Origin of the sequence: Pseudoxanthomonas kalamensis DSM 18571, assembly GCF_010211745.1 — a bacterium.
Taxonomy (GTDB): Bacteria; Pseudomonadota; Gammaproteobacteria; order Xanthomonadales; family Xanthomonadaceae; genus Pseudoxanthomonas_A; species Pseudoxanthomonas_A kalamensis.
This window is the reverse complement of the sequence record NZ_PDWQ01000004.1, coordinates 196,276-210,190: the sequence shown is the minus strand read 5'-3', so window position 1 is coordinate 210,190 and position 13,915 is coordinate 196,276. Positions and strand designations below refer to the sequence as shown.

At 67.9% G+C, this 13,915-nt stretch carries 14 protein-coding genes; 12 read left to right on the top strand and 2 right to left on the bottom strand.

Features of this window, described 5'->3' with window-relative positions:
* The first annotated feature begins 47 nt into the window (after positions 1 to 47).
* Genes mltG through CSC70_RS09555 form a run of 4 tightly spaced genes read left to right on the top strand, consistent with a single transcriptional unit; the run spans position 48 to position 3,089 of the window.
* Positions 48 to 1,109, top strand: a complete 1,062-nt coding sequence (mltG, locus tag CSC70_RS09570; protein WP_162456417.1) for an endolytic transglycosylase MltG — start codon at positions 48 to 50, stop codon at positions 1,107 to 1,109.
* A gap of 8 nt (positions 1,110 to 1,117) precedes the next feature.
* Complete coding sequence (gene tmk, locus CSC70_RS09565; protein ID WP_425501567.1) at positions 1,118 to 1,753, top strand: dTMP kinase; 636 nt, start codon at positions 1,118 to 1,120, stop codon at positions 1,751 to 1,753.
* The gene (locus tag CSC70_RS09560) at positions 1,750 to 2,730 is read left to right on the top strand and encodes a DNA polymerase III subunit delta' (RefSeq protein WP_162456415.1); all 981 of its coding nucleotides are present in this window, start codon (positions 1,750 to 1,752) and stop codon (positions 2,728 to 2,730) included. The genes tmk and CSC70_RS09560 overlap by 4 nt, the downstream gene beginning before the upstream one ends.
* Positions 2,727 to 3,089 (top strand): PilZ domain-containing protein, encoded by a 363-nt coding sequence (locus CSC70_RS09555; RefSeq protein ID WP_162456414.1) that lies wholly within the window; start codon positions 2,727 to 2,729, stop codon positions 3,087 to 3,089. Before CSC70_RS09560 ends, CSC70_RS09555 begins: the two co-directional genes overlap by 4 nt.
* A gap of 24 nt (positions 3,090 to 3,113) precedes the next feature.
* Here the strand turns inward: CSC70_RS09555 and CSC70_RS09550 are convergent, their stop codons facing one another.
* The gene (locus CSC70_RS09550) at positions 3,114 to 3,287 is read right to left on the bottom strand and encodes a hypothetical protein (RefSeq protein WP_162456413.1); all 174 of its coding nucleotides are present in this window, start codon (positions 3,285 to 3,287) and stop codon (positions 3,114 to 3,116) included.
* A gap of 60 nt (positions 3,288 to 3,347) precedes the next feature.
* Positions 3,348 to 5,414 carry a 3-hydroxyacyl-CoA dehydrogenase NAD-binding domain-containing protein gene (locus CSC70_RS09545; RefSeq protein WP_162456412.1) on the bottom strand — a complete coding sequence of 689 codons (2,067 nt, stop codon included), beginning with the start codon at positions 5,412 to 5,414 and terminating at the stop codon, positions 3,348 to 3,350.
* Between the two features lie 231 nt (positions 5,415 to 5,645).
* On the opposite strand from CSC70_RS09545, the gene rpoE reads away from it, so the two are divergent.
* From rpoE to era, 8 genes are all read left to right on the top strand, one after another.
* Positions 5,646 to 6,278: an RNA polymerase sigma factor RpoE gene (gene rpoE / locus CSC70_RS09540; RefSeq protein WP_162456411.1), complete on the top strand. Its 633-nt coding sequence runs from the start codon at positions 5,646 to 5,648 to the stop codon at positions 6,276 to 6,278.
* Positions 6,278 to 7,252 carry a sigma-E factor negative regulatory protein gene (locus CSC70_RS09535; RefSeq protein ID WP_162456410.1) on the top strand — a complete coding sequence of 325 codons (975 nt, stop codon included), beginning with the start codon at positions 6,278 to 6,280 and terminating at the stop codon, positions 7,250 to 7,252. The genes rpoE and CSC70_RS09535 overlap by 1 nt, the downstream gene beginning before the upstream one ends.
* Before the next feature lie 106 nt (positions 7,253 to 7,358).
* Complete coding sequence (locus CSC70_RS09530; protein WP_162456409.1) at positions 7,359 to 8,873, top strand: DegQ family serine endoprotease; 1,515 nt, start codon at positions 7,359 to 7,361, stop codon at positions 8,871 to 8,873.
* A 119-nt stretch (positions 8,874 to 8,992) separates the two neighbouring features.
* Positions 8,993 to 10,783: a translation elongation factor 4 gene (gene lepA, locus CSC70_RS09525; protein WP_162456408.1), complete on the top strand. Its 1,791-nt coding sequence runs from the start codon at positions 8,993 to 8,995 to the stop codon at positions 10,781 to 10,783.
* 70 nt (positions 10,784 to 10,853) lie between these two features.
* Positions 10,854 to 11,699: a signal peptidase I gene (lepB, locus tag CSC70_RS09520; RefSeq protein ID WP_162456407.1), complete on the top strand. Its 846-nt coding sequence runs from the start codon at positions 10,854 to 10,856 to the stop codon at positions 11,697 to 11,699.
* 38 nt (positions 11,700 to 11,737) lie between these two features.
* A complete protein-coding gene (locus tag CSC70_RS09515) occupies positions 11,738 to 12,118 on the top strand; it encodes a DUF4845 domain-containing protein (RefSeq protein WP_162456406.1) in 381 nt (126 codons plus the stop codon).
* Positions 12,105 to 12,788 (top strand): ribonuclease III, encoded by a 684-nt coding sequence (gene rnc / locus CSC70_RS09510; protein ID WP_162456405.1) that lies wholly within the window; start codon positions 12,105 to 12,107, stop codon positions 12,786 to 12,788. The genes CSC70_RS09515 and rnc overlap by 14 nt, the downstream gene beginning before the upstream one ends.
* 56 nt (positions 12,789 to 12,844) lie before the next feature.
* Positions 12,845 to 13,762 (top strand): GTPase Era, encoded by a 918-nt coding sequence (era, locus tag CSC70_RS09505; protein ID WP_162456404.1) that lies wholly within the window; start codon positions 12,845 to 12,847, stop codon positions 13,760 to 13,762.
* The last annotated feature ends 153 nt before the right edge of the window (positions 13,763 to 13,915 follow it).

Below are 13,915 nucleotides of genomic sequence, written 5' to 3'. Positions count from 1 at the left end.
CGGCGAGCGGTTATCCTGCGCCCCTGTTCCATTGTTCCGAGAACTGCGTGGCATCGGGTTTCAAGCGCGGCTGCCTGACGGTCGTCATCGCCTTCGTCCTGCTCTCCGCCCTCGCGGCCGGTGGTGTGGCGTGGCTGTGGCAGCGGCACGCCGGCTTCCCGGATCATCCGCTGGCCGGTCTGCAGCTGGGCGACAGCGTGCAGGTGGAATCCGGCGATTCCTTCGCGCGGGTGCTGGGCAAGCTGCGGGCGCACGGCATCGACGAGGGCAGCGACCTGCAGTGGCGCTGGCTGGCGCGGCGGCTGGATGCGGCCGGCAAGCTCAAGGTCGGCGAGTACGCGCTGGAGCCGGGCACCACGCCACGTGCGTTGCTGGTCAACATGCGCGACGGCAAGGCCATCCAGTACCGGATCACCCTGGTCGAAGGCTGGAATTTCCGCCAGCTGCGCCGTGCGCTGGCCGCGGCTTCGCCGCTGGAGCAGAAGACGACCGGGATGGACGATGCCGCGCTGATGCAGGCGCTCGGTTTTCCCGATCAGCATCCGGAAGGGCGCTTCCTGCCGGAGACCTACGCCTACAGCCGTGGCGACAGCGACCTGGATGTCCTCGGCCGCGCGCACGACGCGATGCAGTCGGCGCTGGACGAGGCCTGGTCGTCGCGTTCGCCGGAGCTGCCGCTGCGCACGGCGGACGAAGCGCTGATCCTGGCCTCGATCATCGAGAAGGAAACCGGCGTGGCCGACGAACGCGCGCAGATCGGCGGCGTGTTCGTCCGCCGGCTGAAGCTGGACATGCGCCTGCAAACCGATCCGACCGTGATCTACGGCATGGGCAGCAGCTACGACGGCAACATCCGTCGCCGCGATCTGGAAACCGATACCCCGTACAACACTTACACTCGCGACGGCTTGCCGCCGACGCCGATCGCGATGCCGGGTGTGGATGCGCTGCGCGCAGTGACGAACCCGGCGCCGGGCGATGCGCTGTATTTCGTTGCTTTGGGCGATGGCAGCGGCCGGCACGCGTTTTCTGCCACTCTGGCCGAGCACAATGCCGCGGTGGCGAGCTACCTGCGGCAATTGCGCGCGGCGCGGAGGCAGGCGCCGTGAGCGAAGCGATGATCCATCACCCGCATTTCATCAGTCTGGAAGGCGGCGAAGGCGCGGGCAAGAGCAGCGCCCTGTCGGCGATCCGCGAGACGCTGGCTGCCCACGGCGTCGAGGTCGTGCTGACCCGGGAGCCCGGCGGCACGCCGCTGGCCGAGCGCATCCGAGAACTGCTGCTGGACCGCGATGGCGAAGCGCTGGCGGCGGAGACCGAGCTGCTGCTGATGTTCGCCTCGCGCGCGCAGCACGTGCGTGAAGTGGTACGGCCGGCACTGCAGCGTGGCGCCTGGGTGGTCAGCGACCGCTTCACCGATTCCAGCTACGCCTACCAGGGCGCGGGTCGCGGCTTGGATCCCACTTGGATCGAGGATCTGGAGCGGCGCGCGGTCGGGGTGAAGCCGGGGCTGACCCTGCTGCTGGATCTAGACGTGCGCGAAGGCCGTGCACGCACTGCCGGCCGCGACCTGTGGCCGGACCGGATCGAGAGCGAGCAGGACGATTTCTTCGAACGCGTGCGCGAGACCTTCCGCCGCCGTGCCCAGGCCGAACCGCAGCGTTTCCGCGTTATCGACGCCTCGCAACCGGTCGATACTGTCGCCGCGGCGGTCCGGGCAGTGGTCGAAGCCTGGCTGGAGCAGGGGCGATGAGCGAAACCTTCGCGCCATGGCAGCAGCGCATCTACGACCATGCCCTTTCCGCGCTGCGCGCTGACCGTCTGGGGCACGGACTGCTGGTCTGCGGGCCGGCCGGGTTGGGCAAGCGCGCGGTGGCCGAGCGGCTGGCGCAGTACGTGCTTTGCGGCGGCGAGCCGACTCCGCAGGACCGCAACCTGCAGCTGATCCGTGCCGGTACCCATCCGGACCTGAGCCTGGTGTCGTTCATCCCCAACGCCAAGGGCGACAAGCTGCGGACCGAGATCGTCATCGACCAGATCCGCGCGTTGTCGCAGAGGCTGGCGCTGACGCCGCAGTACGGTCGCGCGCAGGTGGTCATCATCGACCCCGCCGATGCGATCAACCGTTCGGCCTTCAACGCCTTGCTCAAGACGCTGGAGGAGCCGGCGCCGGGGCGCTACCTGTGGCTGATCAGCGCCAATCCGATGCGCCTGCCGGCAACCATCCGCAGCCGTTGCCAGCGGCTGGAATTCCGCCTGCCGCCGGCGGACGAGGCGCTGGCCTGGCTGCGCCGGCTGGGACACGCTGAGGCCGATGCCGCGCGTGCGCTGGAGGCCGCGCGCGGCCATCCCGGGCTGGCCGACGAGTGGCTGCAGAGCGAGGGCCTGGCGTTGCGCCAGCAGGTCGCCGGCGACCTCGAGCGGCTGGCCCGCGGCGAGATCGCCGTGGTCGAGACGGCGCAGCGCTGGACCGGCGACGAACACGCCGCCCTGCGTCTGCGCCACGCCGCCGACCTGGCGCTGGCGCGTGCTGCTGGCGCTGCGAGCGACGGCTTGACCGATCCGTCGCAATTGCACAAGCTGGCCGTCTGGTTCGATACCGCCAACCGGACCCGCGACCTGCTCGACACCACGGTCCGCGGCGATCTGGCGGTGGCCGACCTGTTACTGGCCTGGCGCAGCGGCATGCGCGCCGCGGCCGCCAACGACAAGCGTGGAGGCAGGCGATGAATGCGGCAGTGGGTGCGGGTGGACGGCAGGGCATCCTGTCGCTGGCGGTGAAGGACAAGGCCGCGCTGTACAACGCCTACATCCCGTACGTGAAGAACGGCGGGATCTTCGTGCCGACGCCGAAGCGCTATTTCCTTGGCGACGAGGTCTTCCTGCTGCTGACCCTGCCCGAATCCAGCGACCGTCTGCCGGTGGCCGGCAAGGTCATCTGGGTCACCCCGGTCGGTGCGCAGGGCAACCGCACCGCCGGCATCGGCGTGCAGTTCGCCGAGAACAGCGAAGGCGAAGCGATCCGCAGCAGGATCGAAACCCTGCTGGCCGGCACCCTGAACGCGGAAAAGCCGACGCACACGATGTAGTCGGACTGAATTCCCGGTTGCGGGTCACAGCCCCTTGAACAGGTTGCCGATCAGCAGCGCCACCAGACCGGCGCACAGGATCCAGAACGCATACGGCGCCAGCGCCGGGATGTAGCCCAGACGGGCGGCCACGCCGATGCCGCCGAGCAGCAGCGACAGGAAGAACGTGCCCGAGGTCGGGGCGCTGAGATTGAACATGGGGTTCCTCGAATCGATGGTCTTGCGCGGACGCCGTCGCAGCGTCCGCGCCGGGTTGGGTCAGGGATTGGCTTCGCGCAGGACCGGTGCGTCCCAGCCCGGACGCGGGGCGAAGCGCTCGCCGTGCGCGGCCTGCAGCGCCTTGAGCTTCTGCAGCAGGGCGTCGGCGCCGGTGGCGCGGATGTGCGCGATCGGGCCGCCGCGGAACGGGGCGAAGCCGGTGCCGAAGATCACCCCGGCATCCAGCAGGTCGGCATCGGCCACCACGCTGTCGTGCAGGCAGGCGACGGCTTCGTTCAGCAGCGGCAGCAGCAGGCGGTCCTCCAGGTCGGCCGGCGCCTGATAGTCCTTCGCCACCTCCGGCTTGACCGGTTTGCCGGCCTCCCAGCGGTACAAGCCCTGGCCGTCCTTCTTGCCGCGCTTGCCGGCTTCCGGCGGGCTCGACAGCGAGTCCGGGATCGGCAGGCCGAGGAACGGCGCCAGTTCCTTGCCGACGCCGGCGGCCACGTCCAGACCGACGGTGTCGATCAGTTCGATCGGGCCCATCGGCATGCCGAATTTCACCGCAGCCTTGTCGATCACCGCGCCCGGGATACCCTCGGCGTAGGCGGTGGCCGCTTCCAGCATGTACGGGAACAGCACCCGGTTGACCAGGAAGCCGGGCGTGCCGGCCACTGGCACCGGCAGTTTGTCGATCGCCTTGCAGAACGCCGCGAGCCGCTTTTCGGTGTCGGCCGCCATGCCGTCATGGCGGATGATCTCGACCAATGGCATCAGCGCCACCGGGTTGAAGTAGTGCAGGCCGGCGAATTGCGCCGGGCGCTGGATGTGTTCGCGCAGTTCGACCAGCGGGATCGACGAGGTGTTGGTGGCCAGCACGGCATCGGCCTTCATTCGCGGTTCCAGCGACAGGTACAACTCGCGCTTGGCGTCCGGGTTTTCGATGATCGCCTCGATCACCAGGTCGGCCCTGGCCACGCCGGCGCCGTCCAGGTCGCCCTGCAGCCGCGCCGCGACCGCCGGCCGCTTGCCTTCGTCCTTGACCCGTTTGGCGAACAGTTCCTGCGCCCGCCCCAGCGCGCCATCAATGAAGCGCTGCTCGCGGTCTTGCAGGGTGACCTCGAAACCCTTGTAGGCCGACCAGGCGGCGATGTCGCCGCCCATCACCCCGGCGCCGACTACATGCACATGGCCGATACCATGATCCTTGCCGCCCAGCCCCTTCAGCCGTTCGGTCAGGAAGAAGATGCGGACCAGGTTGCGCGCGGTCGGTGTGCTGGCCAGCTTGACCACCGCCTTGCGCTCGGCGTCCAGCCGGCCCTGGATGCCCTTGCCGCCGGCGCGCTGCCAGACGTCGATTAGCGCGTACGGGGCCGGGTAGTGCGCCTTCGGCGCCTTGCGCGCGACCTGCTTGGCCATCTGCGGCGCCAGAATCTGCCGCGCCGGCCAGGTGTTGGTCAGCCAGGCCATGAAGCGCTGCTTGAACGGGCGTTGTGTGCCGCCCTGCGCCAGCGCCACCGCGGCATCGATCAGCACCGCCGGTTCGGCGACCTTGTCGACCAGCCCCATTGCCCGCGCCGCCTTGGCCGACAGGCTGCGGCCGGTCAGCATCAGGTCCATCGCCGCCGGCGCGCCGACCAGCCGCGGCAGGCGGGCGCTGCCGCCCCAGCCGGGGAAGATGCCCAGCTTGACCTCGGGCAGGCCGATCCGGGTCGAGGCGTCGCTGCTGGCGACCCGGTAACGGCAGGCCAGCGAGATCTCGGTGCCACCGCCCATGCAGAAGCCGTGGATCGCGGACACCCTGGGGCAGGGCAGTTCGGCCAGCTTCTGGAACACGCTCTGGCCGCGGCGAATGGCATCGTTGACGGTGCCGCGGCGGTCGAACTCCTGGAACTCCTTCAGGTCGGCGCCGGCGATGAAGCCATTGGCCTTGGCCGAACGCAGTACCAGCCCCTTCGGCGGGTCGATCGCCAGCCGCTCCAGCAGGTCGGACAGTTCGATCAGCGCATCCTGCGAGAAGGCGTTGACCGGGGCGCCCTGCCGGTCGAAGCTGAGCAGGACGATGCCGTCCTCGCGCAGTTCGGTCTGCCAGTGGCTGAATCGCAGCCCGTCGAAGCTTGCTGACATGGTCTGACCATCCGTTCGCGTATGGGGAAGGCGGCTATGATCGTGAGGTTGTTTACCGCGCGTCAAATCCGCATATCGAACCCACAGCATGACATGCAGCAGGGTCGCGATGCGGGCAAATTTCGTTAAATGTCTGATAAGGAAGCCGAATTCGCTGGCTTCTGAACTTTTTCCCGCAACCGCGGTCACAGGCTACGGCCGATGGCCGAGCTGACAGGAGTGCGGCCCGGCATGGCTGAAGTCGATTCACCGGAAGTTGCCCCATCGCAGGAGCCCGACCTGGAACTGGTCCGGCGCGTGCAGAACGGCGACAGCGCGGCCTTCGACCTGCTGGTGCGCAAGTACCAGCATCGGGTGCTGGCGCTGATCGGGCGTTACGTGCACGACTGGAGCGAATGCCAGGACGTGGCGCAGGACGCGTTCCTGCGCGCCTACCGCGCGATGGGCAGTTTCCGGGGCGAGTCCCAGTTCTATACCTGGCTGCACCGGATTGCCGTGAATACCGCGAAAAACCATCTGACCGCCCACAACCGCCGCCCGCCGACCGACGACATCGACGCCGGCGAAGCCGAGCAGTACGACGTCGGTACCCGTCTGCGCGATACCGACACCCCCGAACGCGAACTGATGCGGCAGGAACTCGAACGCACGGTAATGCGCGCGGTCGAGGCGCTGCCGCCGGAATTGCGCGACGCCATCACCCTGCGCGAGGTGGAAGGGCTGAGCTACGAGGAGATCGCGCAGAAGATGGATTGCCCGATCGGCACGGTGCGCTCGCGCATCTTCCGCGCCCGCGAGGCCATCGACACCGAACTCCGGCCCCTGCTGGATACCGACAGTGCCACCCGGGAGCGTGCCCGCTGATGACCATGGATCGCGACGAAGACAAGCTGGAACTGCACTGCCGCCGGCAGCTTTCCGCGCTGCTGGACGGTGACCTGTCCGCCGACGAAGCCCGCTTCCTGCTGCGGCGGCTGCAACACGATCAGGACCTGCACGCCCGCTGGGAACGCTGGCAACTGTGCGGCGACGTGCTGCGCGGCCAGGCTCAGGCGCCGGCGCCGGCCGGTTTCGCGCAACGGGTTTCGCTGGCTGTCGCCGCCGACGTCGAGGTCCGCGAAGTCTCCGTTGCCGCCGATGGTTCGGCGATACGGACGGCTGCGCCGCGGCGCCAACTGTTGCGCTGGGGCGGCGCGCTGGCAGCCTCGGTTGCCGCCATCGCCCTGTTCATGGCCAACCGGCAGTTGCCGCAGCCGACGCCCGCGGCGACGCCTTCGCCCGAATTCGCGTCTGCAGAGGCCGCTCCGGCGGAACCGGTGGCGGTCCTGCCTGCGGCGGAAATCCTGTCCGAAGCCCCGACCGAATCGCCGGCGGCCGCCGAATCCGTGGCCGGTGCCTCGGCCGACGCTTCCGCCATCGCCGCCTCCGCGCTGGCCGTGGCCAGCTTGCCGCGGCGGCAGAATGGGGCAGGACGCGGCAGCGCCACCCGGACCCGGCAGGCCGCGCGCGCGGCATCTCCGGTCGTCGAGCAGGCGCCGGCACTGGCTGCGGCCGGGAGCATGGCGCCGGCCGATGATGTGATCGCCAGCACGACGGGCTCGGCGGCCGAGGCGTTCCGCCCCAGCCTGCAACCGCAAACCGAACCGGTCCTGCCGTCGGCGCGGCCGTGGCCACGTTCGGCGTTGTCGCTGGACAGCGCCGGCGAATACACCGCCCGCTACGCCGGACCCGGCAGCATCACGGCGCCGTCCTTCCATCCTTTCGAACCGCATCTGCCGGCGGCCGAGGCCCCGCCGCCACCGGCCGAGGTCGGCGACACGCCGTCGCCGCAGGACTGAAACGTCCGCTCCGTTCCCGTTCTGCCGGTTGTCCATGGACGCCGGCGCGGGACGCCCATACCCGGAATCTCCCGAATCGACCCACTCCAGACAAGGCATGCGTCCGATGAAACATACCCTCCGAACTCCTCTTCTGGGCCTGCTGATGCTGACCCTGCCGCTGGGCGCCTGCGCCGAACAGGCCGCGCCGCCCGCCGCTTCGGCTCCGGTGGCCACGGCGACCATCGCCCAGAGCAGCGCGCCGCAGATCGTCACCGGCCTGCCGGACTTCACCCGCCTGGTCGAACAGGTCGGCCCCGGCGTGGTCAATGTCGAGGCCAAGGTCAGCCAGAAGCTCGCCCGCAACGCGCAGCAGCCGGACCTGGACCAGATGCCGGAATTCTTCCGCCGCTTCTTCGGCCCCGAATTCCAGCAGCCCGATGGTCCGCAGGAGCGCCGCGGCACCTCGCTGGGCAGCGGTTTCGTCATCTCGCCCGACGGCTATGTGCTGACCAATCATCACGTGGTCGACGGCGCCGACGAGGTCACGGTCAAGCTGTCCGACCGCCGCGAGTTCAAGGCCAAGGTGATCGGCAGCGATGAGCAGTACGACGTGGCCTTGCTGAAGATCGACGGCAACAACTTGCCCAGCATCCGCCTGGGCAATTCCGACACGCTGAAGCCGGGGCAGTGGGTGGTGGCGATCGGTTCGCCGCTGGGGCTGGACCATTCGGTCACCGCCGGCATCGTCAGCGCGGTAGGGCGCACGACTTCGGCCGAACAGCGCTACGTGCCGTTCATCCAGACCGACGTGGCGATCAACCGCGGCAACTCCGGCGGCCCGCTGCTGAACACCAGCGGCGAAGTGGTCGGGATCAATTCGCAGATCTTCTCGATGTCCGGCGGCTACATGGGCATCAGCTTCGCGATCCCGATCGACCTGGCGATGAGCGCGGTCGAGCAGCTCAAGGCCACCGGCAAGGTCAGCCGCGGGCAGATCGGGGTGGTCATCCGTCCGGTTGCCGCTGACGACGCCAAGGGATTCGGCTTGCCGGATACCCGTGGGGCTTTGGTTCGCGATTTAGTTGAGAATGGGGCCGGCGAGAAGGCTGGTTTGGAGCGCGGCGACGTGATCCGCAGCGTCAACGGCAAGGCGATCGAAACCGCCGGCGAGCTGCCGCCGATGATCGGCGCGATGGCGCCGGGCAGCAAGGTCAAGCTGGACATCCTGCGCGACGGCAAACCGCGGCAGATCACGGTGACCCTGGATGAACTGGAATCCGATGCGGCCACCCCGGAGCGCGACGATTCGGCGCAGGACGAGGGCGGCAGCCGTCAGACCGCCAAGTCCGACCTGCTCGGCCTCAGCGTGGCCGACCTGGATTCGGCCACACGCAAACAGCTGGGCCTGGCGTCCGGCGAGGGCATCCGCATCACCGGCGTGGACGGCGATTCCGCCCGCGAGGCCCGGCTGGGTCCGGGCGTGCTGATCCTGCAGGTCGGCCGCACCAAGGTCGGCAGCGTGGCCGCCTTCGAAAAGGCCCTGTCCGGGGTCCGGCCGGGCGATGTGGTCATGCTGCTGGTGCGCGATTCGCGCGGTGGCCCGACCCAGTTCGTCGCCGTCACCGCCGGGGAAGACTGACGCCTGCAATCCGCCGTCGCGTCCGGACCGACGCGGCGGCGGACGACCCGGTTGCCGTGCGATAATGCGCGGCTATCCCCGTTGACGGCCCCCGGCCGCCGCCCATGTCTGCCGATTCGATGCGGAACATCCGCAACTTCTCCATCATTGCCCACGTCGATCACGGCAAGTCTACGCTGGCCGACCGCATCATCCAGTTGTGCGGTGGGCTGGAGGCGCGCGAGATGGAAGCGCAGGTGCTCGACTCCAATCCGATCGAGCGCGAACGCGGCATCACCATCAAGGCGCAGTCGGTGTCGCTGCCGTACCGCGCGCTGGACGGGCAGACCTACCAGCTCAACTTCATCGACACCCCCGGCCATGTCGACTTCAGTTATGAGGTCAGCCGCTCGCTGGCCGCCTGCGAGGGCGCGCTGCTGGTGGTCGATGCCGCCCAAGGCGTGGAAGCGCAGTCGGTGGCCAACTGCTACACCGCGGTGGAGCAGGGCCTGGAAGTGGTGCCGGTACTGAACAAGATCGACCTGCCGACCGCCGACATCGAACGTGCCAAGAGCGAAATCGAGGCGGTAATCGGCATCGACGCCGCCGACGCGATCCCGGTCAGCGCCAAGACCGGGCTGAACGTGCAGGACGTGCTGGAAGCCATCGTCCACCGCATCCCGCCGCCGGTGCCGCGCGACACCGACAAGCTGCAGGCGCTGATCATCGACTCCTGGTTCGACAATTACCTGGGCGTGGTGTCGCTGGTGCGGGTGATGCAGGGCGAACTGGTGCCCGGGCAGAAGATGCTGGTGATGTCCACCGGCCGTACCCACCAGATCGACGCGGTCGGGGTGTTCACCCCCAAGCGCAAGACGCTGCCGAAGCTGGGCGCCGGCGAGGTGGGCTGGATTACCGCCAGCATCAAGGACGTGCACGGCGCACCGGTCGGCGACACCCTGACCCTGGCGTCCGACCCGGCGCCGAAGCCGCTGCCGGGTTTCCAGGAAATGCAGCCGCGGGTGTTCGCCGGCCTGTTCCCGGTCGACGCCGAGGATTACCCGGCGCTGCGCGAGGCGCTGGACAAGCTGCGCCTGAACGACGCCGCGCTGCGTTTCGAGCCGGAAAGCTCGGAGGCGATGGGCTTCGGTTTCCGTTGCGGCTTCCTCGGCATGCTGCACATGGAGATCGTGCAGGAGCGGCTGGAGCGCGAATACGACCTCAACCTGATCACCACCGCACCGACGGTGGTCTACGAAGTGCTCAGGACCGACGGCACGCTGATGCCGCTGGACAACCCGGCCAAGCTGCCGCCGGTCAATCAGATCGAGGAAGTCCGCGAGCCGATCATCCGCGCCAACATCCTGACCCCGCCGGACTACGTCGGCAACGTGATCACCCTGTGCGAGGAAAAGCGCGGCAGCCAGATCGGCATGACCTACATGGGCAGCCAGGTGCAGATCAGCTACGAACTGCCGATGGCCGAGGTGGTGCTGGATTTCTTCGACAAGCTGAAGTCGGTCAGCCGCGGCTATGCTTCGCTGGACTATCACTTCCTGCGTTTCCAGGCCGGCCCGTTCGTGCGCGTGGACACCCTGATCAACGGCGACAAGGTCGATGCGCTGAGCCTGATCGTGCACCGCAGCCATGCCGACCGTCGCGGTCGCGAGTTGTGCGAGCGGATGAAGGAACTGATCCCGCGGCAGATGTTCGACGTGGCGATCCAGGCCGCGGTCGGCTCGCAGATCATCGCTCGCACCACGGTCAAGGCCATGCGCAAGAACGTGCTGGCCAAGTGCTATGGTGGCGACATCACCCGCAAGAAGAAGCTGCTGGAAAAGCAGAAGGAAGGCAAGAAGCGGATGAAGCAGGTCGGCCGGGTGGAAATTCCGCAGGAGGCTTTCCTGGCGGTGTTGCAGGTCGACAAGTGATCGCGGCCGCCTGACCCGCGCGTTCTGACCCGCACGTTCCATCCCGACTTCCGTATTGAAGGAATCCTCGATGATCTGGTTCGAGACAATCCTGGTGGTGCTGACCCTGGCGAGCGGGGCGATCTGGCTGCTGGACAAGCTGTTCCTGGCCAGGCGCCGCGCGGCCAAGGGCGACCTGCTGGCCGAGGAGCCGGTGCTGGTCGACTGGTCGAAGGCGTTCTTCCCGGTGCTCGCCGCGGTGCTGATCCTGCGCAGCTTCATCGCCGAGCCGTTCAAGATTCCCTCGGCCTCGATGGTGCCCAACCTGCTGATCGGCGATTTCATCCTGGTCAACAAGTTCGCCTACGGCCTGCGCCTGCCGATCACCAACACCAAGGTGGTGCCGATCGGCGAACCCGCGCGCGGCGACGTGGTGGTGTTCCATTTCCCCGGTTACCCGTGCCAGGTGGACGGCCAGACCGTGCGCAGCGGCGACCGTTTCTGCCGCTACCCGCTGCAGCCGGTGGAGAGCCAGAACTGGATCAAGCGGGTGATCGGCCTGCCGGGGGATACCGTCGCCTTCCAGGGCAACGAGCTGACCATCAACGGCCAGCCGCTGTCCTACCAGGTGCAGGGGCCCTACGACGAGCGCCTGTCCGGCGTGCCCGGCGGCCGGTTGGTGCAGGAGGATCTGCCGGGGCGGACCCATACGGTGGTGGAAAGCGACATTCTGCCGATCAGTGGCGAATGGAGCGTGCCGACGGGGTACTATCTGGTCATGGGCGACAATCGCGACAACAGCGAGGACGGTCGTTTCTGGGGGCTGTTGCCGGAGAGCGATCTGCGCGGCAAGGCGTTTCTGGTGTGGCTGAACTGTTCGGACTGGTTCTGCAAGAACAGCTTCGAGCCGTCGCGCATCGGTAACCGTATCCGCTGATGCTTCCAAGGGATGGACAATCAACGAAGGGGGTGAGTATGCGACGCAATCAGAAAGGGATGACGCTGACCAGTTTTCTGGTCGTGCTGGCGGTGGTGGGTTTTGCCGCCTACATCGGCATGAAGCTGTTCCCGATGTATCAGGAATACTATTCGGTGCGCAGCGCGGCCAAAGGTCTGGCCAGCGAGCCGGGCGTGGCCGACATGGACCCGTCCAAGATCCAGGACCTGTTCTTCCGTCGTCTGTACATCAATTATTCCGAGAACGTGAAGCCCTCGAACGTCAAGATCGAGCGTGTCAGCGGCGGCTGGAACATGAAGGTCAACTACGAAGTGCGGCGTTCGCTGGTCGGCAACCTCGACGTGGTCGGCAAGTTCGACGTGTCCCAGGACCTGACCCGCAGCGGTGGCGGCGAGTGAAACCGCGCGAGGCGGCGGCCGCATCGGCCACCGCTTCGCCGATCCGGAACTGCTGAACCAGGCCCTGACCCATCGCAGCGCCGGCACGCCGCACAACGAGCGGCTGGAATTCCTCGGCGACAGTCTGGTTAACCTGTTCGCCGCCGAGGCGCTGTACCTGCGCTGGCCCAAGGCCGACGAGGGCGTGCTGACCCGCGCCCGCTCGGAACTGGTGCGCGAAGCCTCGCTGGCCGCAATCGCGCGTGAACTCGACCTCGGCGCGCAGCTGATCCTCGGTTCCGGCGAAATGAAGTCCGGCGGCCATCGCCGCGACTCGATCCTGGCCGACGCGGTGGAAGCGGTGGTCGCGGCGATCTACCTGGACGCCGGCTACGAGACCTGCCGCCGCGCGGTGCTGCCGTGGTTCGAGCCGCTGCTGCAAGCCTTGCCGGTTGGCAAGCCGGAGAAGGACGCCAAGACCCGGTTGCAGGAATGGCTGCAGGCTCGCCAGCATCCGCTGCCGGTCTACGAGCTGGTGTCCGAGTCCGGCGACGAGCATGCGCGGGTGTTCGTCGCCCGTTGCAGCACCGTCGCACCGGAGCTGCAGGCCGAAGGCGAGGGCAGCTCGCGCCGCAACGCCGAGCAGGCGGCGGCGGCGGCGCTGCTGGAACGGCTGCCTTCCGGCAGATAAGCCGGTCAGGCGGAACCATTCCGCCACCGGCTGCGATCTGTCCCTACAATCCGCACATGCCAGAATCTTCTTCCGTTCCGTTCCGCAGCGGCAGCGTGGCCGTCATTGGCCGTCCCAACGTGGGCAAATCCACCCTGGTCAACGCGCTGGTCGGGGCCAAGGTCAGTATCGTGTCCGACCGCCCGCAGACCACCCGCCACCGCCTGCTCGGCATCGCCAGCTTTCCCGAAGGGCAGATCGTGCTGGTCGATACGCCCGGCCTGCACAAGCAGCAGGCTAGGTTTTCGGCGTCGGCGATGAGCCGGGTGATGAACCGCGCCGCGCGCAGCGCGCTGGAAGGCGTGGATGCCGGCTTGCTGGTAGTCGAGGCCGGACGCTGGGACGAGGAGGACAGTCTGGCGTTCAACGTGCTGTCCGATGCCGGCGTGCCAGTGGTGCTGGTGGTCAACAAGATCGACCGGCTGAAGGACAAGAGCGCCTTGCTGCCGTTCCTGGCCCAGGCCAGCGAGGGCCGGCAGTTCGCCAGCGTGCATCCGGTGTCGGCGCTGACCCGCAACGGCCTGCAGGCGCTGGCCGCGGACGTGCTGGCGCTACTGCCGGAAGCGCCGCCGATGTACGGCGAGGACGAGATCACCGATCGCAGCGCGCGCTTCCTGGCCGGCGAACTGGTGCGCGAGCAGCTGATGCGCCAGCTGGGTGCCGAGTTGCCGTATGCGGCAACGGTGGAAATCGAGAGCTTCGTCGAGGAAGGCGACCTGCGCCGGATCGGCGCGGTCATCTGGGTCGAGCGCGAGAGCCAGAAGGCGATCGTCATCGGCAAGGGCGGCACGCGGCTGAAGGATATCGGCAGCAAGGCGCGCCAGCAGATGGAGCGGCTGTTCGACGGCAAGGTGTTCCTGGAAACCTGGGTGCGCGTGCGCGCCGGCTGGTCCGACGACGAGGCCGCGTTGAAGGCATTCGGGTACTCGGAGTAGAGCGTAGTAGCGAAGAGGAACGAGGAGTGAGGAACGAGTGATCGGGCAGATGGCAACGCCGTCGGGCATTGCGGCATTTTCGGTGCCCCGTGCGCATCACTCGCATCGATCCCGTATCCGGCTCACTCCTCACTTTTCGCTCCTCCTCCTCGC

Excerpts from the sequence above, each read along its gene's own strand:
- tmk (WP_425501567.1), top strand. The coding sequence starts at position 1,118 with ATGATCCATCACCCGCATTTCATCAGTCTGGAAGGCGGCGAAGGCGCG.
- CSC70_RS09560 (WP_162456415.1), top strand. The coding sequence starts at position 1,750 with ATGAGCGAAACCTTCGCGCCATGGCAGCAGCGCATCTACGACCATGCC.
- CSC70_RS09555 (WP_162456414.1), top strand. The coding sequence starts at position 2,727 with ATGAATGCGGCAGTGGGTGCGGGTGGACGGCAGGGCATCCTGTCGCTG.
- CSC70_RS09550 (WP_162456413.1), bottom strand. The coding sequence starts at position 3,287 with ATGTTCAATCTCAGCGCCCCGACCTCGGGCACGTTCTTCCTGTCGCTG.
- CSC70_RS09545 (WP_162456412.1), bottom strand. The coding sequence starts at position 5,414 with ATGTCAGCAAGCTTCGACGGGCTGCGATTCAGCCACTGGCAGACCGAA.
- rpoE (WP_162456411.1), top strand. The coding sequence starts at position 5,646 with ATGGCTGAAGTCGATTCACCGGAAGTTGCCCCATCGCAGGAGCCCGAC.
- CSC70_RS09535 (WP_162456410.1), top strand. The coding sequence starts at position 6,278 with ATGACCATGGATCGCGACGAAGACAAGCTGGAACTGCACTGCCGCCGG.
- CSC70_RS09530 (WP_162456409.1), top strand. The coding sequence starts at position 7,359 with ATGAAACATACCCTCCGAACTCCTCTTCTGGGCCTGCTGATGCTGACC.
- lepA (WP_162456408.1), top strand. The coding sequence starts at position 8,993 with ATGCGGAACATCCGCAACTTCTCCATCATTGCCCACGTCGATCACGGC.
- lepB (WP_162456407.1), top strand. The coding sequence starts at position 10,854 with ATGATCTGGTTCGAGACAATCCTGGTGGTGCTGACCCTGGCGAGCGGG.
- CSC70_RS09515 (WP_162456406.1), top strand. The coding sequence starts at position 11,738 with ATGCGACGCAATCAGAAAGGGATGACGCTGACCAGTTTTCTGGTCGTG.
- era (WP_162456404.1), top strand. The coding sequence starts at position 12,845 with ATGCCAGAATCTTCTTCCGTTCCGTTCCGCAGCGGCAGCGTGGCCGTC.